The sequence below is a fragment of the Actinoplanes sp. 13 genome (assembly GCF_056134165.1).
In genome coordinates this window covers 514450-535716 of record NZ_JBVYOQ010000001.1, presented here as the reverse complement: position 1 = coordinate 535716, position 21267 = coordinate 514450, and the positions used below count along the sequence as shown (strand labels likewise).

Below are 21267 nucleotides of genomic sequence, written 5' to 3'. Positions count from 1 at the left end.
CATCTGTCAGGATTCGGGCATGGAATACGTGGTCGCCGCAGTGATTCTGCTCGTCGTCCTGGTCGTGGGCGCGGTCGGGCTGGTGGTGCCGAAGATGCGCCGCCGTGAGATCCCGCCGCCGCCGGCCAAGGGCTCGACCACCACGCTGGAGCGGCCGCCGGTCGTCGTGCCGCCGGCCGGCGAGGAGCTGCCGCCGCTCATCACCGAGCCGGAACCGGTCGTCGAGGAGGCGCCGGTCCTCGACCAGCCCGCACCGACCGCCGGGCGTCTGGTCCGGCTGCGCGCGCGCCTGGCCCGCTCGCAGAACGCGCTCGGTCGCGGCCTGCTCAGCGTGCTCTCCCGGGACCACCTGGAGGAGGACGACTGGGAGGAGATCGAGGACAGCCTGATCAGCGCGGACGTCGGCGTCGAGGCCACCCAGGTGATCGTCGAGCGGCTGCGCGAGCGGGTGCGGATCCTCGGTACGCGTACCGTCTCCGAGGTCCGGGCGCAGCTCACCGAGGAACTGGTGTCCGCCCTCGAACCCGGCCTGGACCGCAGCCTGAACACCGCGCCGCACGACGGCCGGCCGGCCGTGATGCTGGTGGTCGGCGTCAACGGCGCCGGCAAGACCACCACCTGCGGCAAGATCGGCCGGGTGCTGATCGCCGACGGGCGCACCGTGCTCTTCGGCGCGGCCGACACCTTCCGCGCGGCCGCCGCCGAGCAGCTGGCCACCTGGGGCGAGCGGGTCGGCGCCGAGACGGTCCGCGGCCCCGAGGGCGGCGACCCGGCCAGCGTGGCGTTCGACGCGGTGAAGCGGGGGATCGAGGTCGGCGTGGACACCGTGCTGGTCGACACCGCCGGCCGCCTGCAGAACAAGGTCGGCCTGATGGACGAGCTCGGCAAGGTCAAGCGGGTGGTGGAGAAGCACGGCCCGGTCGACGAGACGCTGCTCGTGCTGGACGCCACAACCGGACAGAACGGACTCGAGCAGGCCCGCGTGTTCACTGAGGTGGTGGATGTCACGGGTGTGGTGCTCACCAAGCTCGACGGCACCGCGAAGGGTGGCATCGTCATCGCCGTGCAGCGCAAGCTGGGAATTCCGGTCAAACTGGTGGGACTCGGCGAGGGTCCGGACGATCTGGCGCCGTTCGAGCCGGAGGCCTTCGTCGAAGCTCTGCTTGGCGCGGACGCGTAGGCTCGGACCGTAGCTTTTCCGAGCAGACCAGGGAGGCCGTTGGTGACGCAGGAGCCGGTGCGCGAGATTCCGCTGCACGGTGGCAACGTCAGCACGGTCTCCCGGCTCGGCGACACCGTCCGGCGCAACTCGGGCCCGTGGACGCCGGCGGTGCACGCTCTGCTCAACCATCTGGAGCGGGTCGGCTTCACCGGGTCACCGCACGCCCTGGGGATGGACGAGAAGGGCCGCGAGGTCCTTTCCTACCTGGACGGCGAGTGCGGGGAGTACCCGCTGGCCCCGCACTGGGTGACCGAGGAGGCGCTGGTCACCGTCGCCACCATGCTGCGGATGTTCCACGACGCGCAGTACGGGTTCGTGCCGCCGCCCGGCGCGGTGTGGCGCTCGTTCGGGCCGCCCCCGCCGGACACCGAGGTGATCTGCCACCACGACGCGGCCCCGCACAATGTGGTCTGGCGGCCGGACGGGACCCTGGCGCTGATCGATTTCGATCTGGCGTCGCCCGGCTCTCGGCTGTACGACGTGGCGTACGCGGCGTGGACCTGGGTGCCGCTGTTCAGCGACCGGGACTCCTACACCCTGGGGTGGAAACGGCCGAACCGGCCGCGGCGGCTGCGCCTGTTCGCCGACGCGTACGGGTTGATCCCGCGCGACCGGCACCGCCTGGTGCGGACCATCCGCAAGCGCATCGTCGATCACGTCGAGGGCATCCGGCGGATGGCGGCGGCCGGCGACCCGGCCTTCGTCCGGATCGTGCACAAGGGGCACCTGCGGCGGCCGATGCGAGACCTGCGGCTGCTCGATTACGAGCGCCACACGCTGGAATACGCGCTCCGCTGAGCCGACCCTGACCGAGCGGTGGATGTCGCTCCAGGTCAAAAGCGGTCGCTTGACGGGCTGTGAGAGTTTCTTCACACGTCGGAAACAATGCGTGACGCGTCGGAAATCGAGCGTAGCCCTTCCCGGAAACAGCTGACCGGAAGGCTTCGCGCCGAACCGGCTGACAGGCGACGCTGCCCCGAGGTCCGGTGTGCGAGGACACCTTATTCCGAGAGGAGGCAGCGTGGAGATCAACACCGGCAATACCGCTTGGTTGCTCCTGTCGTCTGCGCTCGTTCTGCTCATGACACCGGGTCTGGCGCTGTTCTACGGTGGCCTCAACCGGTCCAAGGGCGTTCTGAACATGATGATGATGAGCTTCTCCTGCATCGGGCTCATCAGCGTCCTGTGGGTCATCTACGGGTTCACCCTGGCCTTCGGTGTCAACGACAGCGAGGGCATGAACAAGGTCATCGGCAACTTCTCCACCTACTTCGGCACCGGCACCGACAAGATCACTGAAGAGTGGCTGTTCTTCGGCGCCAACACCGGCATCCCGACGTACGCCTTCATGGCCTTCCAGATGATGTTCGCCATCATCACGGTCGCGCTGATCAGCGGCGCGGTCTCGGACCGGATGAAGTTCGGCGGCTGGGTCCTGTTCGCCTTCGGCTGGTTCACCATCGTCTACGTCCCGGTCGCGCACTGGGTCTGGGGCGGCGGCTTCATCGGCACCGACATCCGCGCCCTGGACTTCGCCGGTGGCACCGCGGTGCACATCAACGCCGGCGCCGCGGCGCTGGCGCTCTGCCTGATCCTCGGCCGGCGGGTCGGCTGGCCGCGGGAGAACATGCGCCCGCACAACGTCCCGTTCGTGGCGCTCGGCGCGGGCCTGCTCTGGTTCGGCTGGTTCGGCTTCAACGCCGGCTCCGAGCTGACCGTCGACGGCACCACCGTCTTCGCGTTCATCAACACCCAGGTCGCCACGGCCGCCGCGCTGCTCGGCTGGATCGTCGTGGAGTGGCTGCGGGACGGCAAGCCGACCCTGGTCGGCGCCTCCTCCGGCGCGGTCGCCGGCCTGGTCGCCATCACCCCGGCCTGTGGTTTCGTGGCACCGTTCGCCGCGATCATCATCGGCCTCATCGCCGGCGCGGTCTGCGCCCTGGCGGTCGGCCTGAAGTACAAGCTGGGCTACGACGACTCGCTCGACGTGGTCGGCGTCCACTTCGTCGGCGGCTGGATCGGCTCGCTCGCCATCGGCTTCTTCGCCACCGCCCAGGTCAACTCGGCGATCACCGACCCGGAGATCCTGAACGCCGGCGAGGGCCTGTTCTACGGCGGCGGCGTCGCCCAGCTCGGCCGGCAGTTCGCGGCCAGCGCGGTCGTCACCCTGTACTCCTTCGCCATCGCGGCCGTGCTCGCCCTGATCCTCAAGGCGGTCAAGCTGCTGCGGGTCAGCGAGGAGGCCGAGGTCGGCGGCATCGACATCGCCGATCACGGGGAGACGGGGTACGAGCTCACCCCGGCGGCCGGTCCCGGTGGCGGTGCCTTCGCCATGGCCGGCATCGCGACGAAGGAAAGCCTGGACGCTGACGGCAAGGCTTCCGTCAGCCAGAAGGTCTCCGGTTAGATTCCCCGATGGCTGCACCGATGGAAGGACTGAGCATGAAGCTGGTGACCGCAGTCATCAAGCCCTACCAGCTCGACGCGGTGAAGGAGGCTCTGCACGCCCTGGGCGTCGCCGGCCTCACCGTGAGCGAGGTGCAGGGGTACGGACGGCAGAAGGGCCACACCGAGGTGTACCGGGGCGCCGAGTACACGGTGGAGTTCCTGCCCAAGATCAAGGTCGAGGTGCTGACCGACGAGATCGACGTGGACAAGATCGTCGACGCCGTCATCACCGCCTCGCGCACCGGCAAGATCGGTGACGGAAAGGTCTGGGTGACCTCGGTCGACGAGGTGGTCCGGGTCCGGACCGGCGAACGCGGCCTGGACGCCCTGTAACCGGCCATGACGAACCAGTTGAGTGAGCCGCCGGCCCCGCCCGCGCGCCCGGCGAACGGCGGCTCCCTCGACGACCTGCGTGAGCACATCGGCGCCGCCGCCCGCGACCAGCGGGCGGCGGCGCTCGACGTGTGGCTGGGCCGGCTCTTCCCGGCCCACCTCACCGGGGTCAGCCTGGTCGCGGTGGGCGGGCTGGGCCGGCGGGACTGCGCCCCCTACAGCGATCTCGACCTGGTGCTGCTGCACAACGGCACGGCCGGGATCGACCGGATCGCGTCGGCCCTGTGGTACCCGATCTGGGACGCCCGGCTCGGGCTGGACCACTCCGTACGGACGCTGCCCGAGGCGCTCTCGGTCGCGCACGACGACGTCAAGGTCTCGCTGGGGCTCCTCGACGCCCGGCACGTGGCCGGCGACCGGGCGCTGTCCGCCGAGCTGATCGCGGCCGCCGGCGACCAGTGGCGGCGCACCGCGGTGCGGCTGATGCCGCAGCTGCGGGAACTCACCACGAGCCGCTGGACCAGCCACGGCGAGCTGGCCTTCCTGCTGGAGGGCGACCTCAAGGAGGCGGCCGGCGGGCTGCGCGACGTCACGCTGCTGCGCGGGGTCGGCCGGGCCGGCGTCGCCGACACGATGCGCCCCGCGGTGCGCGCCGCAACCCTGCGGCTGCTCGACACCCGCGACGCGCTGCACCTCGCAGTCGGCCGCCGGGTGGACCGGCTGGTCGCCCAGGAGCGCAAGGCCGTCGCCGAGCTGCTCGACATCGAGGACCCGGACACGCTGCTGCGGCGGGTGTCGGGCGACGCGCGGACGGTCGCCCACGCCGTCGACGACGCCTGGCGTGCCATCGACCGGCTGCGCAACGGCCGGCGCCGGGGCGGCCCGCAGGCGCCGCCGTCGCGTCGCCCGGTCGCCCGGGACGTGGTCGAGCAGGACGGTGAGCTGGTGCTCGCCCGAACCGCCATCGGCCCGGTCCCGGACCCCAGCCTCTCCCTGCGGGTGGCCGCCGCGGCCGCCGTCACACAGCTCCCGATCGCCCGCGCCACCAGCGAGTGGCTGGCGTCCTTCTGCCCGCCGCTGCCCACACCCTGGCCGGCCGCGGCCCGCGCGGCGCTGGTGTCGCTGCTCGGCTCCGGCGCCGGCCTGCTGCCGGCCTGGGAGACCTGCGACCGGTACGGGCTGATCGACGCGTGGCTGCCGGAGTGGGCCCGGATGCGCAGCCTGCCGCAGCACCACCCGATCCACCGGTACACCCTGGACCGGCACCTGGTGCAGGCCGCGTACGAGGCGACCCGGCACACCCGCGCGGTGGACCGCCCCGACCTGCTGCTGCTCGGCGCCTTCCTGCACGACGTCGGCAAGGGCCTGCCCGGCGACCACAGCCTGGTGGGCGCCCCGATCGCCGCCGAGATCGCCACCCGCGTCGGCCTGCCGCCCGCGGACGTGGCGACCATCGAGAAGATGGTCCGGCTGCACCTGCTGCTGCCGGACGTGGCCACCCGGCGCGACCTGAGCGACCCGAAGACCATCTCGACCGTGGCCGAGGCGGTCGGTGACCCGGCCACCCTCGACCTGCTGCACGCCCTGGCCCGGGCCGACTCGCGGGCCACCGGCCCGGCCGCCTGGTCGGACTGGAAGGGCCGGCTGATGGCCGAGCTGGTCGGCAAGGTGCACACCGCGCTGGACACCGGCGCGCTGCCCGAGCCGCCGCGACCCGACCCGGAGCTGCTCGACGGCGGCCTGCCGGTGGTGCACCTGGACGGCGACCGGGTGGCGGTGGCCGCCGCCGACCGCCGGGGACTGCTCGCCGGCGTGGCCGCCTGCCTGGCCATGCACCGGCTCGACGTGGTGGCGGCGAACACCAGCACGGTCGACGGCCGGGCCATCGTGGAGTTCTACACGTCGCCGCGCTACGGCTCGCCGTACGATCCGGTCGCCCTCGCCGCCGACCTGCGCCGCGTCGCCTCGGGGGACGTGTCGGTGACCCAGCGGCTGCGGGCCCGGGCGATGAGTGCCCGCGGCGGCACCGCCTCGCCCCGGGTGGTCTGGCAGCGTGACGTGGCCACCGACGCGGTCGTCCTCGAGCTGCGCGCGGCCGACTCGGCCGGCCTGCTGTACCGGGTGACCACCGCCCTCGACGAGGCCGGCGCGGAGATCCGCGCGGCCCGGATCTCCACCCTCGGCGGAGACGTCGTGGACGTGTTCTACCTGATCGGGACGTGGTCCGAGGCGGCCGAACGAGACCGGGTGGAGGCTGCCGTCCTGGCCGCGGTCTGATCCGCGCCCGGGACGCCACGCGTCACCCGGGGCCGCTGCCCGGCGTTGAGCTGATCGACATTGCCGGGCACGGACGGAGAGTCGATGGCTGAGCCGCAGCCGGTCGCGTTGCTGGACGACCATGTCACCCTGGCCGGCGCCGGAGCCGGGGTGTCCTTGCCGCACACGGCGATGCGCAACCGCTCGGTGGCGGCCCGCCGGGTGCTGGCGTACGCGGCTGCCGGGATCACGCTGGAGGAACTGCTCGAGGCGGCCCGCGCCTGCGACACCCGCCGCCTGCGCAGAGCTCGCCGGCGCCCGGACCCGGAGCTGCTCGCGGGGCTGGCGCAGACCATCGCGCTGCAGGACGAGCTGCCCGGCGACCGGGACGACGCGATGGCGTTGTACGCGCTGATCCGCACCGCCCTGGGCGCCCGCGCGATGCCGGCCGCGCATCAGGTGCTGCACGCCCAGCTCGCCTACGTCTGGCAGGGGCCGGAACAGGCACGGGACCTGCTCTCGGCGTACCGGCGGCTGCCCGCGCCGGCCCGCGAGTCGCTGGAGATCGACCTGGCCAACCCGTACGCGGGCGGGACCGCCTCCGAGGAGGCGTGGCTGGACCGGTTCGGGGCGCTCTTCCCGGCGCCGCCGCCGGTGCTGGCGCCCGCGCCGGAGCAGCTGCCGTTCGACCGGCTCGCCGGGGCCGCCGGGCTCGAGGGCGAGGCGACCGGGGAACGGGTCTCGGTCGTGGTGACCGCCTATCGTCCCGGCCCCGGCCTGCTCACCGCGGTCCGCTCGATCGCCGCGCAGTCCTGGCCCGACCTCGAGATCATCGTGGTGGACGACGCCTCGCCGCCGGAGCACGACGCGGTGCTCGCCGCCGCAGAGGACCTGGACCCGCGGGTCCGGCTGATCCGGCTGACCGAGAACGGCGGCACCTACGCGGCCCGCAACGCCGGTGTGGCGGCGGCCCGCGGCGAGTACGTGACGTTCCAGGACTCCGACGACTGGTCGCATCCGCGCCGGATCGAGATGCAGCTGCGGCCGCTGTTCGACAAGCCGAACGTGGTCGCGTCGGTCTCCGAGGGGATCAGCGTCACCGACCATCTGGTGCTGACCCGCCCGGGCATCCGGCGCGGCCGGGTCAACGTCTCCTCGCTCCTGTTCCGGCGATCCGTGGTGACCAGCCGGATCGGCTGGTTCGACGAGGTGCGCAAGGCCGCCGACTCGGAATATCTGGAGCGGATCCGCACCGCCTTCGGCTGGACCGCGCTGCGCCGGGTCGCCCGGCCGCTCGCGCTGATCCGGCTCTCCGAGGGGTCGCTGTCGCGGGCCGAGATCCGCGCCTACTGGATGCATCCGGCGCGGACCGCGTACATCTCGGCGTACCGGTGCTGGCATGCCACGCAGCGGCCGCTGCACCGGGAGCGGGCCGGGCGGACCCGGCCGTTCGTGGCGCCGGCCCACCTCAGCGGCGGCGCGCCGGCCCGGGCGTACGACGTGGTGGTGGCCGCCGACTGGCGGTTCCTGACCGGCTCGCAGCGAGCCGCGCTGGCCGAGGTCGAGGCGCTGCGCCGGGCCGGTCACTCGGTGGCCATCCTGCACCTGGAGGCGCTGCGCTCGGTGCACAAGCACCGGCGGCCGCTCAGCGCCGCGGTCCAGCAGCTGATCAACGCGGGCCGGCTGGACCAGGTCCTGGAGACCGACGAGGTCGAGGCCGGGGTGCTGCTCGTCCGGCAGCCCGAGGTGCTGCAGTTCGCCCCCGAGGACGGCTGCCGGATCCGGCCGCGCCGGGTGCTGATCGTGGCCGACCGCGCGCCGGCCCGGCAGGACGGCACCGACCGGCGTTACACGGCGGCCGCGGCGACGGCGGCGGCCGAGCGGTTGTTCGGGGCGGCACCGCTCTGGTGCCCGCAGGACGCCGGGGTGCGCGCCGCGCTGACCGGGATCCAGCTGACCGCGTACGACCTGCCCGCGATCGCCGAGCCGCTGGACGTCGCCCGGCCGCTGCCCGGCCCACGCGGACCGGCCGTGGTCGGCACCGACCTGTGCGATGCCGGCGAGTGGCCCGGCGACCTGGCCGAGGCGCTCGCCGTGCCGCGCCTGTGCCGGGACGCCGACGTGCGGTTGCGGTTGCCGGAGAGCCCGCTGCGGCCGGGCCGGCTGCCGGCCTCCTGGCTGGTCTACGAGCCGTCCGACGTGGACCCGCGCACCTTCGCCGCGCAACTCGACTTCTATCTGCACTTCCCGCCCGAGCAGACCGCCGAACTGGTGTCCCGCCCGGCCCTGGAGGCCGCCGCCACCGGGTGCGTGGTGCTGGTGCCGGAACGCCTGGCGCACGCCTTCGGCGAGGCCGCGGTGGCGTGCCGGCCGGGCGACGTCCCGGCCGTGGTGCGGCGCTTGCGGGCCGATCCGGCCCGCTACGCGGCGCAGAGCTCCCGGGCCCGCGCCGTGGTGGCCACCGACCACCGGCCGGACGCCCTGACGGACCTGATCGGCGCTCTCCTGCGGGCGACCGCCACGACCCCGGCCCAGCGGGCGCGTAACGGCGTCGCCACCGGCGGCGTTACGCCAGGGGAAGCGCACTGACGAGGAGTTGTCTGTTGAGTCACCTGAGGCGAATCCGCCGCCGGCTGCCCCGCCTTTCCGGATCGCAGGCCGGAGCGACGGCGCTCGTCGGCCTCCTCTGCGCCGGAACCGCGGCGACCGCGCTCACCGGGCACACCGGCACGGCGACCGCCCTGCTGGCGGTGCTGGTCGGCGCCGTCCTGGCCGGTCTCATGCTGGTCTTCCGCCGGTTGGCCCGGGTGCAGAAAGCCGGCCTCACCGCGCAGCGGGACCTGCGCACCACGGTCGAGGAGATGCAGCGCCGCCTGGTCGCGGCCGTGGAACGGGAACGGCTCACCGCCGGTGACCGGCACCTGGAGCTGGCCGAGGCGCTGGCCAAGCTCACCCACCTGACCGACCTGAAGCCGAGCACCGCGGACGTGCGGGCCGTGCCGCGCGAGATCGAGGCGACCGTGCAGCTGTTCCAGGGCTTCACGCCACGTGCCCCGATGCCGTCCTCGGGCGGGTTCGCGCTGAACCCGACCGACCTGCTGGAGGTCCTCCACCTGATCCGCACCCGGCGGCCACGCCTGGTGCTGGAACTGGGCAGCGGCACCTCCTCGGTGTGGATCGCCTACGTGCTGGAGAAGACCGGTGGCCGGCTGATCTCGCTGGACCACGACGGCCGGTACGCCGCGCAGACCCGGGCCGCCCTCGCGGCGCACGGGCTCGCCGCCGTCGCCGAGGTCCGCGACGCTCCGCTGGTCCCGGCCACCATCGACGGCCGGGAATACCCGTGGTACGACCCGGAGGCCCTGGCCGACCTGCGCGACATCGACTTCGTGCTGATCGACGGGCCGCCCGAACGGACCGGCGCGGACGCCCGTTACCCGGCCCTGCACATGATCGAGAAGCGGCTCGCGGACCGGGCCACGATCGTCTTCGACGACGCCGGCCGCAAGGACGAGCAGGCCGCGATCGCCGCCTGGACCGAGCGGTTCGAGGGGCTGGACCGGGAGGGTGAGCTGCTCGGCCGGCACGCCGTGCTGTCGTTCGCCCGGCCGGCGACGATGGCCGCCGCGCGCGGCTGACGATGACTGTCACCCTGCCCCTGCGCCGCCGGGACCCGGCGGTGCCGGCCGCGGCCGGGCACCCGCACCGGGCCGACATCGAGGGCCTGCGCGCCGTCGCGGTGCTGCTCGTGGTGCTCGCGCACGTGGGCGTGCCGGGACTGGCCGGCGGCTTCGTCGGCGTCGACGTCTTCTTCGTCATCTCCGGCTTCCTGATCACCTCGCTGCTGCGCCGCGAGCTGGACGCCACCGGCCGGCTCGACCTGCCCCGGTTCTACGCCCGGCGGGCCGTCCGGCTGCTGCCGGTAGCCACCTGCGTGATCGCGGCGACGCTGGCCGGCGCCTGGCTGTGGGCGCCGCCGAGCCGGTTCGCCGGGTACGCGTGGGACGCCCTGGGCGCCGCCACCTACACGGTGAACCTGCGGCTGGCGGACACCGGCACCGACTATTTCGCCGACGGGGCGCCGTCGCCGTTCCAGCACTTCTGGTCGCTCGCCGTCGAGGAGCAGTTCTACCTGGTCTGGCCGGTCCTGATCGGCGGCCTGGCGCTGTGCGGGCTGCGCCGGCGGTGGGCGACGGTGGCGATGCTGGCCGCGCTCTCGGCCGCCTCGTTCGCCTGGAGCGTGCACGAACTCGACCGGGCGCAGCCGTGGGCGTACTTCGGCTCGCTGAGCCGGGCCTGGGAGCTGGGCGCCGGCGCGCTGCTGGCACTCGTGGCCACCGGGCGGCTGCGGCCCCGGCCCGCGCTGGCCTGGGCCGGCGGCGCCGCGATCCTTTTCGGAGCGACGTGGTACGACCAGACGACGGCGTTCCCGGGCATCGCGGCCCTGCTGCCGGTCCTGGGCACGGTGGCGGTCATCGCCGCGGGCGGCAACCGTCTCCTGGAGACCGTGCCGATGCGCTGGCTGGGCCGCATGTCGTACGGCTGGTACCTCTGGCACTGGCCACTGCTGTTCCTGGCGCCGGCGGGTCCGGCCGCCCGGGCGGGCTGCGCCGCGGTCGCGCTGGGCCTGGCCGTCGCGAGCCACCACCTGCTGGAGAACCCGGTCCGGTACCACCGGGCCTGGTCGGCCCACCCGCGCCGGGGACTGCTGCTCGGCGCCGGGCTCACCGGTCTCGCCGCCACGCTGGCCGGGCTCGGCCTGCTGGCTCCGCCGGCCGTACCGACCGGTGGCGCCGCCCCCGATCCACGGCCCGCCCTGGCCCGGGCCGCCGACCCGGCCGCCGAGGTGAATCGCCTGGTGGCCGCGGCCGCCGGAGCGACCCGGTTGCCGCGGAACCTGACCCCGACACTGCCGGTCGCCTCCCGGCAGCAGCTCACCCCGCAGCGGGACCGCTGCCATGTCGGGCTCGCCGGCCCGTTCCAGCCGCGGACCGACTGCGTCTACGGCGACCCGGGGGCGAAGCGGACCATGGTCCTGTTCGGGGACTCGCACGCGCTCCAGTGGTTCCCGGCCTTCGCCGACCTGGCCGGGCGCCGTGGCTGGCGTCTGATCAACTGGACCCGCAGCTCGTGCAGCCCGGCCGAGGTCGCCCTGATCGAGCGGAAGGCCGAGCGCCGCTATCTGGAGTGCGACTCCTGGCGGGACGGGATCCTGAGCCGGATCGCCGCCGCCCGCCCCGATCTCGTGGTGGTGTCGTCGAGCGTCAACTACCGGGCCGCGCTGGCCGGAGACCCGGCCGACCCGGACGCGGTGTGGCAGGCCGGCTGGGCCCGCACGCTGGCGAAGCTGAAACGGGCCGCCGGCACGGTGACGCTGCTCGGCGACACCCCGTTCTTCGCCCGCAACCCGGCCGACTGTCTCACCGGGAAGCCGAAGCGGATCGGCCGGTGCGCCGCGCCGCGGGACACCGTGGTCCTGGAGCCGGGCTGGCGCCGGATCCAGTTGGCCGAGGCGGTCGCGGCGGGCGCCCGGGTGATCGACCCGGTGCCGTGGATGTGCGGGGCCCGGTGCCCGCTCGTGGTCGGCAACACGCTGGTCTACCGGGACAGCAACCATCTGACCGAGGCCTACGCCGCCGCGCTCACCCCACTGCTCGAGAAACGCCTGCCCCTCCGCTGACCGTGTGAACGTACGGCTCGATACTTCACACACAGCAGGCGCGCGCATGAGTGTGTGAACTTACGGCTCGATATGGACCGGAAGTTCACACGCGGACGAGGGCGAGCCCCTGCCGTCCGGACGGCAGGGGCTCGCCTTGCGGTGCGGGGGCACCGCACGGGCCGGCAGGGGGTCCGGCCCGGGCTCGGGGATCAGTAACCGAAGTCCTGGGTGTAGTACGGGGTGCCGTTCTTCGCGTACACGACGCCGACGCCCACGGTCTTCAGCTTGCAGTTGACGATGTTGGCGCGGTGGCCCGGGCTGTTCATCCAGCCCTTGACCACGTCGGCGCCGGTGCGGTAACCCCAGGCGATGTTCTCGGCGCCCGGCTTGGCGTACCCCGCGGTCTTGACCCGGCTCACGAAGCGGGTGCCGCCCTTGCCGGTGTGGCTGAAAACCCCGCTCTGCGCCATGTACGTGCTGTGGCCGCGGGCGGCCTTGGTCAGCGCGGCGTTGACGGTCAGGGCCGAGCAGCGGTTCTTGACGCGCTCGACGTTGATCAGGCGGTTGACGTCCTTCTGCAGGGTCGCTTCCGAGACGGGCGCTGCCGCGGCCGGGGAAGCGGTCATCACGGCGCCGGTGAGGGCGGCCGGGACGAGGGCGACCAGGGCGAGACGACGGAGCAGCGAGCGCAAGAGGAACCCTTTCGAAGTACGGCGCCTGGCTCATCGCCAGGTTCACCGTTCCCTTCGGCGCTCGCTCCGTTCTCCTTGATCGCAGGCCGGGTGCCCTACCGTGGCCGATCGGTTGCCGAGCCTGACGTGTGAACTTCGGGCCGGGATACGACCCGAACTTCACACACCGGGTTGGTCGTCGGGGTGCAGGAGGGTGGTCACCGCCTCGGCGTACCGGCCGTGGTGGTGGGCGCGGCGCGCCAGCTCCAGCCCGCGGGCGCTCTGGGCGCGCAACTCGTCCGGGCGGCTGTGCAGGGCCGCCACGGTCGCGGCCACCTCGTCGGGGGAGCAGTAGATCGCGGCGTCGCCGAACGTGGGCGCGTACCGGTGAGGCAGGACCGGGACGCAGCCGGCGGCGAGCGCGATCACCAGTTCCGGGCCGACCGGTGCGCCCGGCTCGTCCGCCGGGAAGTGCAGATAGAAGTCGAGCTGGTGCAGGAAGGCCCGGGTGTCGACGTCGGACGGGCGGTAGAGCAGCCAGCCCTTCGGCGGGAGGTGACGTGCGGTGGAGCGGTCCAGCACGCGGACGTCCAGGCCGGTGCCGCCGGGCAGCATCTCCTGGAGCCGCTGCCACTCGGCGGCGTCACCGGCGAAGAGCCGGCCGATCACCGGCCGGTCCGAGCCGGGGCCCGGCCGGTGCAGGCGCCAGCGGGCCAGGTTGACCGTGCCGGGCAGGTCGGCGCGGGCCGGTCGGATCCCGAACGGTCCGCCGGCGAGCGCGGCGCGTTCGGCGGCGCCGGCCGGCGCCCAGGACGGGGCCACCCCGAAGAGGCGGCGGGACTCGGCCACGCACGGGCCGGCCGCGCCGGCCCAGTGCGGGTCGGCCTCGACGACCACCTGGTCGGCGCGGATGCCGCAGGTGGCGCCGGGGGCGAAGGCGAGCAGGGCGGGGTTGTGCACCACGACCAGTCCGGCGTGCACGTCGTCGGCGAGAACGACCTGATCCACCTCACCGCTGTTGATCATCGTCTGTACGGCGGGGTCCACGTTGGCCGGCCGGCCGGCGACGTTGCCGAGCTCGGCGAGGTGCAGCAGGGCCACTGTGCGGCCGGTGCGGACCACCGCGCGTACCCGCTCGCTCGCCGGCCAGGCGACGTCGTCCCGGGCGGTCCAGTCGGCGGCCAGGACCACGTCGTACTCGGCGCGACGCTGGTCGCCGGTCAGCCTGCGCGGTGCGGCGAAGGCCCGCTGCCGGGGCTCGCGCGGCCGCAGCGGGTCGGCCTTGCCGGCCGCGACGCGGGCGTGCCAGGTCTGGAAGGCCGAGAGGTACGCGTACCGCGCCGGATGCATCCAGCCGGGCAGCATGTCGGCGCTGGAGAGCGAGCCGCCGGTCAACCGGATCAGCGCGAGCGGCTCGCCGCCGAGGTGGCGCACCGCGGCCCGGCCGAACACGGCACGGGCGCGCTCCACATATTCCGCGTCGGCTCCCTTGCGGACAGTGTCCAGGTAACCGAGCCGGGCCAGCGCCGGTTCCCGCCGGATCATCAGCGAGGAGAGGTTGTAGGAGCGGTACTCGGCGAAGCCCGGCCGCGTCAGCACCAGGTCCTCGGTGACCCGGATGCCGGCCGAGGTGGTGGCGAACAGCGACTCGTCCGCCAGCAGCGGCGCCACCTGCCGTTCCAGGCGCAGCGGATGCGACCAGTCGTCGGAGTCCTGGAAGGCCACGAACACACCGGAGGCGGCGTCCAGGCCGGCGTTGCGGGCCCGGTACGTGCCGCCGTTCTCCGGCAGCCGCAGGATCCGCACCCGCGGGTCGATCGCGGCGGCCCGGCCCAGCACCGCCTCGAACTCCGGCCCCGACCCGTCGTCCACCACCAGGATCTCGTGGTTGGTCCAGGACTGCGCCACCAGCGAGCGGACCGTGGTGAGCAGCGCCAGGCCGGGCCGGAAGGTGGTCACGATGCTGCTGATCCGGTGCGCCGAGCCGCGCCGGGGGACCAGGTTCGAGCGGATCCGGTCGAACGGGACCTCGCCGTCGCCGTCCAGCCGCAGGCCCGGCCCGGGCAGCAGCGCGTTGAACCGGTCCGGCCACTCGTCCTTGGTGCTCAGGTCGACGGTGAGGGCGGCCCGGACCGGCTCGGGCAGGTCCGGGCAGTCGGCGAGCAGCTTCGCGGCCCGGCCGTGGTCGCCGGCCGCGAACGCCAGCTGGGCGTGCAGCCCCTGGTGCTCCCGGTCCACCCCGGCGGTGCCGAAGGTGCGCAACAGCGAGTCGAACAGCGCGAGGCCGTCGCCGCGGTCGTCCGGATAGAGGTCCTGGCAGGTGATCACCCGGGCCAGCTCACCGAGCGCCCACGGGTCGGCGTCCGGGAACAGCCGGCCCTCCCGGGCGCCGGCGATCAGGTCGTCGACCGGGCGGCGGGCGGCGGCGTACGCCAGCAGCGTCCGCGCCCCCGGTGAGCGGGTGTGCAGGGCGGCTGTCGCGGGACCGGTCCGCGCCACCCTGGTCAGTTCCCGCCACTGCCGTTCCAGCAGGTCGGTTCCGTACGCGTCCGGTGTCGTGTGCTGCCTGCGCATGGGCTCCCGCCGGTTGTCTGGCCGTCAGCGGGATCAACGGCCGGCGAGCGCGGAGCGTGACGCCGGGCGAGCGCCGTTCGTTGTCCCCGCGGGACAGGGATCGCCGAGCATCGGAGAACAGCACCATGACCGCGAACGTCCATGACGTGGCGATCCTCTCGGACTTCCGCTATCCGGGCGGCACGTCGGCCAGCATCGCGGCCGAGATCCGCGCGCAGGCCCGGGCCGGTCTGTCCACCGTGCTCGTCCAGGTGCGCTCGCCCCACCTCAAGCACGACCGGCCGTTCAACCCGTTGATCGTCGAGGCGCTCCGGGAGGGCCTGGCCGACCTGAGTGCCGAGGGCGAGCAGGTGCGGGCCCGGCTGCTGGTGCTCCGCCAGCCGCGAATCTTCACCCGGGACCTGCCGGCGGTGCCCCGGATCCACGCCGAGCGCACGGTCATGGTCCTCAACCAGGCGCCCGGCGACGCCGCCGAGCCCGCCCGCTACTACGACTTCGCTGAGGTCCGGCAGCGTCTGGAGGGCTATTTCGGGCCCGCGATCGAGTGGGCGCCGATCAGCCCGCAGTTGCGTGCCGAGGTGCTGCGCGCCGCGCCGGGGGCCCGGCTGGCCGAGCACGACTGGCACGAGATCATCGACACCGCGGACTGGTGGGCCGAGCGGACCGGGCCGGTCGGCGGCGTGCCGGTCATCGGGCGGCACGGGCGGCCGGACCCGGTGAAGTGGCCGCGGACCGCCGAGGAGCTGCTCCAGGCCTACCCCGACAACTCGAGTCTGCGGGTCCGGGTGCTGGGCGGCGGCGAGCTGGCCGTGGAGAAGCTCGGCCGGCAGCCGGAGAACTGGGAGTTGCTGGAGTTCGGGGCGGTGTCACCCGCCGAGTTCCTGCGCGGTCTGGACTTCTTCGTCTACTTCCACGACCCCGACCTGGTCGAGGCGTTCGGCCGGACGATCATGGAAGCGATGGCGGCCGGCGTACCGGTGGTGATCGGCGAGCACTTCCGGCCGGTCTTCGGCGACGCCGCGCTCTACACCACGCCTGACGGCGTCACGGCATTGATCCATCAGCTGTACGACGATCAGCCGCGCTGCCGGGCGGTGGCGCGCCGGGCCCGCCAGTTCGTCGAGGACCGTTTCGGCTACCCGTCGCACGTGGCGCGTCTCGCCGAGCGTGGCGTGCACCCGCCCGGGCAGGAGCCGGTCCCCGGCGGCCGGCCGCCGTCCCCGGACGCCGAGCCGCCCCGGGGTGTGCTGCTGGTCAGCGACAACGGTGCCGGGCTGGGGCACCTCTCCCGGCTGATGGCGATCGGGCGGCGGCTTCCGCCGGAGACCCCGGCGGTGATCGCCACCCAGTCGCACGGCGCCTCGGTGGCGCACCGGGAGGGCTTTCTCACCGAGTACATCCCGTCCCGCCGGGTGCTGGGCCTGCCGCGGCAACGCTGGTCGCAGCTGTTGCGCAGTCGTCTCGAGCACCTGATCGACCTGCACCGGCCGGCCGTCGTCGCGGTCGACAGCGTCCCGCACGACGGCATCGTCGACGCGGTCCGCGCCCGCCGGGACGTCACGTGGGTGTGGGTGCGGCGGCCGATGTGGCGCCGGGACACCGGGACGGAGTGGATCGAGCGGGGCGCGGCCTTCGACGGCATCCTCGAGCCCGGCGAGTTCGCCGCCGCGGCCGACGAGGGACCGACCGTCGCGGACCGGGTCCGGGTGCACGAGGTCGAGCCGATCACCTATCTCGACCGGCACGAGCTGGTCGACCGGGACGCCGCCCGGGAGGCGCTCGGTCTCGACCGGGAGCGCCCGGCCGCGCTGCTTCAGCTGGGTGCCGGCAACATCAACGACATCTCCACGCCGGCCGCGCGGATCGCCCGGCGGCTGCGCGAGGCCGGATTCCAGGTGGTGCTGGCCGAGTCCGCGATCGCGACCGAGCCGATGCCGCCGGTTCCCGGGGCGGTGCTGGTGAAGCTGTACCCGATCAGCCGGTATCTGCACGGACTGGACCTGGTGATCAGCGCCTCGGGCTACAACTCGTTCCATGAGCAGCTGGCGTTCGGCGTGCCCACGGTCTTCGTGCCGAACCGCGAGACGTCCCTGGACGACCAGGTGAGCCGCGCCCGCTTCGCGGCTGCCGCGGGCGCCGCGCTGATCGTCGAGGACCCGGACGGCGCCGACCTGGACCGGGTGCTGGACCGGGCGGTGCGCGAGGACGTCCGCGCGCAACTGCGCAGCCGGTGCGCCGAGCTGCGGATCGGCAACGGCGCCGCGGCGGCGGCCCGCTGGCTGGTGGGCCTCGCCGACCCGGCGCTGGCCGAGACCGCACCGACCGGAGCGTGACCTTCATGTCCGACACCTCCACCGACCTCGCGGTGTTCACCGGCGAGACGGGTGCCCCGGAGACCGATCCGGCCCGCCTCCAGGCGCTCGTGGTACGGCTGCGCACCGTCGAGCAGCAGCGCGACGCCTGGCGGACGCGGTGCGAGAGCCTGATCCGCGAGCGGGACGAGGAGCGCCGGGTCGTCCGGCGGCTGCGGGCCAGCGGCTCCTATCGCCTCGGTCGTACCCTGGTGACGTTCGCCCGTGATCCGCTGCACGCGTCGCCGCGGCTGCTCCGTCGCCTGGTGGGCCGGCTGCGCAGGCCGGCGCCGGCGAAGCCGCGGCGTTCCCGGGCGGTCGCGCCCGTGGTCCCGACCCATCTCTACGTGGCGATCGGCCTGGGTCTGCCCGCGCTGCGCTCGTTCGTCCAGGCGCTGCGCCGGCGGCTCCTGGTCGAGTTCGACCACCGGGCCGTGGTGCTCACCGACGACCCGATGTTCTCGCTGCTGCGCAACTGCGGGCTGATCATCGAGTACCTGCCGGACCGGGAGACCTGGTGCCGGCACCGGCCGGACCGGCCCTGGGACGGCGTGCTCGCCGAGCGGCTGGCCCGGCTCTCCCGCGAGCACGACACCGCCCAGGTGATCTTCGTCGATCCGGGTCACCCGCCCGCGCTGGCCGATCTGCTCCGGCGGCGCGACACAACCCTGCCCGGCCAGCGGTCGTTGCAGCAGTCGTGACCGCTGAAACCGCGACAGTACGTCAGCAACCGGGCATCCGGACCGGGCCGCGGCACGGCTCTGCTGCCGGACCGGACGCGGAAGCGCCCCGGCGCCCGCTCTGGGGACACGTGCTCCGCCGCTGCGTCCTGCTGCCGCTGATCGTGCTGGGCCCGCTGGTGGCGGTGGCGCCGCGCGGTGACCACCGGTTCAACGTCTACTGGCACGGCGGCATGTTCCGCGACGACCCGCTGCGGATCGTCTCGCACACGATCGCGACCGGCGAGACGTACCTGCGGCTGGGCAACTTCCGTCCGCTCGGGCGGATGACGGAGAAGTCCCTCGATCTGCTCGCCTTTCTCGGCATGCAACAGCTGCACCTGCCGGCCACCGTCGCGTTGCGCCTGGTCACCATCGGCGCGGCGATCCTGCTCACGGTCGCGCTGGTGCTCTTCGTGGAGAGTGTGCTGACCCGGGGACGGCTGTTCGTGGCGCCGCCGACCACGGTCGCGCTGCTGGCGCCGTACGCGGTCGCGGCCGGGCTGGTCGCCGCCGGGCGCAACAGCACCACCACGCTGTTCGGCGGGCTCTACTTCACCACCGCGGCCCTGGTCCTGCTGGTCGCGGTCGCGGCCTGCCGGCTGGAACGGCTGCGCTGGTGGCACACCGTGCTCGGGCTCTCCGCGGGCGGCGCGCTGGCGGTCTTCAACGAGCCGGCGTACTTCGCGGTGCCGCTCGCCACCGTCGCCGTGCTGGCCCGCGGCCGGTTCGTGCTGGGCCAGAGCCCACGGCAACTGCTGCGTTCGGCCGGGGTACGCCTGACCGCCCTGCTCTGGGCCGGTTTCCTGCCGGTCTTCGGGGCGGTCCGGTGGATCATCCGGGGGTACTGCGCGGACGGCGACTGCTATCACGGATCGGACCTGGCCGTGGACGGGCGCGGACTGCTCGTGCTGCCGGCCCGCATGCTGGCGTGGCTGCCGCCGGCCCAGTGGCACGCCGCCACCGGCCGGGCGCCCGGCGACTGGCTCTGGGGTGTCCTGCCCGTCGCGGCGCTCCTGCTGCTGACGGTGCTCGCCGTGCGTACGCTCAAAAAGCTTCCTGTCGCCGGCCGACCGACCGGCCGGCCCCTCGCGGGCCTCGCTCTCGCCGCCCTGGCCCTGCTCCTCTTCGGAGCCCTGCCCGCCGCGCTCAGCGTCGAGGTCCACACCAACATGACCGGAACCGGGCTCTGGACCGAGGGCTGGCGTGACTCGGCGACCACCGCGCCCACCGGCATGCTCCTCGTCGTGGTGCTGCTGCTGCTCGCCACCCGGGCCCGCCGCCCGTCCGCCGGCCTGATCCTGGCGGGCCTGGTGCTCTGCGCGGCCGGAACCGTCGCGGCCAACAAGTCCTACGCCGACCAGTCCGCCGGCTGGTCCACCTCCCAGCTCGACAACCGCATCGCGCTCGCCATGGGCGCCTTCGAACGTGGCCGGGCCGGCGACGCGCGGCGCTGCGCGCTGCTGGCCGAGGCGTTGCGGAACAACGCCGGCAAGCCGTTCCAGCAGCAGCGCTACACCGACTCACTCGACATGGCCGCGCGCGCTGTGGCCGGTGCACCGTTCTGCGAGGCGACCCCATGAACGATCCGCTGATCTCGATCGTCGCGCCGGTCTACAACGAGGGGCCCGGCGTCGAACGGTTCGCCGCCCGGGTGGCCGAGGTGATGGGCGAGGCCGCCCTCCGCCACGAGCTGATCCTCGTCGACGACGGTTCGACCGACGACTCCTGGTCGCGGGTCGCCCGGCAGGCCCTGCTCGACCCGCGGGTGCACGGGCTGCGGCTGTCCCGCAACTTCGGCAAGGAGTCCGCGATGCTGGCCGGACTCGACCACGCGACCGGCGACGCGGTGGTGGTCATCGACTCCGACCTGCAGCACCCGCCGTCGGCGATCCCCGCGATGGTGCGGCGCTGGCAGGCCGGGGCGCAGGTGGTCGAGGCGGTCAAGCGGAACCGGACCGGGCAGTCGCTGGGCAACCGGCTCGGCTCCCGGGTGTTCAACAAGGCCTTCACCGGGCTCACCAAGGTGGACCTGGTCGACGCCACCGACTTCCGGCTGCTCGGCCGCCCCGCGCTGGAGGCGTTGCGGCAGATGCCCGAGCACTCCACGTTCTTCCGCGGCACCAGCAGCTGGATCGGGTTCACCCGGGCCACCGTCGAGGTGGACATCGACCACCGCGAGGGCGGGACGTCCCGGTGGACACTGCGCGGACTGTTCCGGCTCGCGGTCAACGGGCTGACCTCGTTCACCTCGGCGCCGCTGCACATGGTCACCATGGCCGGGCTGAGCTTCGCGGTGTTCGCGCTGGTGCTGGGCATCCAGACGACGGTGCGGTGGATGAGCGGCGGATCGGTGGCCGGCTTCACGACGGTCATCCTGCTGCTGCTGGTGACCGGGACGTTCGTGCTGATCGGGCTCGGGGTGATCGGGGAGTACCTGGCCCGCATCCACGAGGAGGTGCGGGGGCGGCCGCGGTATCTGGTGCAGGAGCGGGCAGCCGGGCCGGTCGAGGCCGCGGTCCCCGAGCAGTGGGTCGTCGAGCAGCGTGCGGACCGCTGATCGCTTTCGGCCGGCCGGGAGTCTCGGCCGTCTCGTCCGTTATGCCGTCAGCGGTGGGCTGAGCGCGATCACGCATTTCGGGGTGGGCCTGGCGTGCGCCGAGGGAGGTGTTCCGGCGGTGCCGGCATCGTCCGCCGGATTCGCCGCCAGTGTCGTTGTCTCCTACGTGCTCCAGCATGCGTGGGTGTTCCGGTCGACAGCGGCGCACGGTGTCGCCGGACCCCGCTTCCTGACGGTCACGGCGGCGGCGTTCACCCTGAACGCGCTCGTGCTGTGGGTGGGGACGTCGTTGCTGGACGGTCCATATGCGCTGGTCCAGGCCGTGGCACTGGTGCTGATCCCGGTGCTGAACTACGCCCTCAACTCCCGCTGGACCTTCATCCGCTGACCGTGTGACCTCGGGTGCGCTTCGCACCGGGTGAAGCCTGTGTGGGGACTTCGGGTGCGGAGCGCACCCGAAGTCCCCACGCA

The 21267-nt window shown here is 73.6% G+C and carries 15 protein-coding genes; 13 read left to right on the top strand and 2 right to left on the bottom strand.

The window, feature by feature from the left end:
- The first annotated feature begins 19 nt into the window (after positions 1 to 19).
- The 8 genes from ftsY (at position 20) to AC0NH5_RS02360 (ending at position 11939) form a co-directional block, all read left to right on the top strand.
- Positions 20 to 1180, top strand: a complete 1161-nt coding sequence (ftsY, locus tag AC0NH5_RS02395; protein WP_474399326.1) for a signal recognition particle-docking protein FtsY — start codon at positions 20 to 22, stop codon at positions 1178 to 1180.
- 39 nt (positions 1181 to 1219) lie between these two features.
- Positions 1220 to 2020, top strand: coding sequence for an aminoglycoside phosphotransferase family protein (locus AC0NH5_RS02390; RefSeq protein ID WP_474399323.1), 801 nt, complete (start codon positions 1220 to 1222; stop codon positions 2018 to 2020).
- Between the two features lie 223 nt (positions 2021 to 2243).
- The gene (locus tag AC0NH5_RS02385) at positions 2244 to 3629 is read left to right on the top strand and encodes an ammonium transporter (RefSeq protein WP_474399320.1); all 1386 of its coding nucleotides are present in this window, start codon (positions 2244 to 2246) and stop codon (positions 3627 to 3629) included.
- 35 nt (positions 3630 to 3664) lie between these two features.
- Entirely contained in the window at positions 3665 to 4003 is a 339-nt protein-coding gene (locus AC0NH5_RS02380) for a P-II family nitrogen regulator (protein WP_474399318.1), read from the top strand.
- A 6-nt stretch (positions 4004 to 4009) separates the two neighbouring features.
- Positions 4010 to 6280, top strand: a complete 2271-nt coding sequence (locus AC0NH5_RS02375) for a [protein-PII] uridylyltransferase (RefSeq protein ID WP_474399315.1) — start codon at positions 4010 to 4012, stop codon at positions 6278 to 6280.
- Positions 6281 to 6364: 84 nt separating this feature from the next.
- The gene (locus AC0NH5_RS02370; RefSeq protein WP_474399313.1) at positions 6365 to 8848 is read left to right on the top strand and encodes a glycosyltransferase; all 2484 of its coding nucleotides are present in this window, start codon (positions 6365 to 6367) and stop codon (positions 8846 to 8848) included.
- Between the two features lie 14 nt (positions 8849 to 8862).
- Positions 8863 to 9897 carry a class I SAM-dependent methyltransferase gene (locus AC0NH5_RS02365; protein ID WP_474399312.1) on the top strand — a complete coding sequence of 345 codons (1035 nt, stop codon included), beginning with the start codon at positions 8863 to 8865 and terminating at the stop codon, positions 9895 to 9897.
- Between the two features lie 2 nt (positions 9898 to 9899).
- Entirely contained in the window at positions 9900 to 11939 is a 2040-nt protein-coding gene (locus tag AC0NH5_RS02360) for an acyltransferase family protein (protein WP_474399309.1), read from the top strand.
- Between the two features lie 191 nt (positions 11940 to 12130).
- Here the strand turns inward: AC0NH5_RS02360 and AC0NH5_RS02355 are convergent, their stop codons facing one another.
- Entirely contained in the window at positions 12131 to 12613 is a 483-nt protein-coding gene (locus AC0NH5_RS02355; protein ID WP_474399308.1) for a CAP domain-containing protein, read from the bottom strand.
- A gap of 159 nt (positions 12614 to 12772) precedes the next feature.
- Positions 12773 to 15166, bottom strand: a complete 2394-nt coding sequence (locus AC0NH5_RS02350) for a glycosyltransferase (protein WP_474399306.1) — start codon at positions 15164 to 15166, stop codon at positions 12773 to 12775.
- Between the two features lie 125 nt (positions 15167 to 15291).
- Between AC0NH5_RS02350 and AC0NH5_RS02345 the strand changes: the two genes are divergently transcribed.
- The 5 genes from AC0NH5_RS02345 to AC0NH5_RS02325 are packed head-to-tail and all read left to right on the top strand — an operon-like array spanning position 15292 to position 21184.
- The gene (locus AC0NH5_RS02345; RefSeq protein ID WP_474399304.1) at positions 15292 to 17499 is read left to right on the top strand and encodes a glycosyltransferase; all 2208 of its coding nucleotides are present in this window, start codon (positions 15292 to 15294) and stop codon (positions 17497 to 17499) included.
- Positions 17500 to 17504: 5 nt separating this feature from the next.
- Complete coding sequence (locus AC0NH5_RS02340) at positions 17505 to 18218, top strand: hypothetical protein (RefSeq protein ID WP_474399303.1); 714 nt, start codon at positions 17505 to 17507, stop codon at positions 18216 to 18218.
- Positions 18215 to 19819, top strand: coding sequence for a hypothetical protein (locus AC0NH5_RS02335; protein ID WP_474399300.1), 1605 nt, complete (start codon positions 18215 to 18217; stop codon positions 19817 to 19819). Before AC0NH5_RS02340 ends, AC0NH5_RS02335 begins: the two co-directional genes overlap by 4 nt.
- Positions 19816 to 20796, top strand: a complete 981-nt coding sequence (locus AC0NH5_RS02330) for a glycosyltransferase family 2 protein (RefSeq protein ID WP_474399298.1) — start codon at positions 19816 to 19818, stop codon at positions 20794 to 20796. The genes AC0NH5_RS02335 and AC0NH5_RS02330 overlap by 4 nt, the downstream gene beginning before the upstream one ends.
- Positions 20783 to 21184: a GtrA family protein gene (locus AC0NH5_RS02325; RefSeq protein WP_474399296.1), complete on the top strand. Its 402-nt coding sequence runs from the start codon at positions 20783 to 20785 to the stop codon at positions 21182 to 21184. Before AC0NH5_RS02330 ends, AC0NH5_RS02325 begins: the two co-directional genes overlap by 14 nt.
- Positions 21185 to 21267: the final 83 nt, after the last annotated feature.

Excerpts from the sequence above, each read along its gene's own strand:
- ftsY (WP_474399326.1), top strand. The coding sequence starts at position 20 with ATGGAATACGTGGTCGCCGCAGTGATTCTGCTCGTCGTCCTGGTCGTG.
- AC0NH5_RS02380 (WP_474399318.1), top strand. The coding sequence starts at position 3,665 with ATGAAGCTGGTGACCGCAGTCATCAAGCCCTACCAGCTCGACGCGGTG.
- AC0NH5_RS02375 (WP_474399315.1), top strand. The coding sequence starts at position 4,010 with ATGACGAACCAGTTGAGTGAGCCGCCGGCCCCGCCCGCGCGCCCGGCG.
- AC0NH5_RS02370 (WP_474399313.1), top strand. The coding sequence starts at position 6,365 with ATGGCTGAGCCGCAGCCGGTCGCGTTGCTGGACGACCATGTCACCCTG.
- AC0NH5_RS02360 (WP_474399309.1), top strand. The coding sequence starts at position 9,900 with ATGACTGTCACCCTGCCCCTGCGCCGCCGGGACCCGGCGGTGCCGGCC.
- AC0NH5_RS02350 (WP_474399306.1), bottom strand. The coding sequence starts at position 15,166 with ATGCGCAGGCAGCACACGACACCGGACGCGTACGGAACCGACCTGCTG.
- AC0NH5_RS02345 (WP_474399304.1), top strand. The coding sequence starts at position 15,292 with ATGACCGCGAACGTCCATGACGTGGCGATCCTCTCGGACTTCCGCTAT.
- AC0NH5_RS02340 (WP_474399303.1), top strand. The coding sequence starts at position 17,505 with ATGTCCGACACCTCCACCGACCTCGCGGTGTTCACCGGCGAGACGGGT.
- AC0NH5_RS02330 (WP_474399298.1), top strand. The coding sequence starts at position 19,816 with ATGAACGATCCGCTGATCTCGATCGTCGCGCCGGTCTACAACGAGGGG.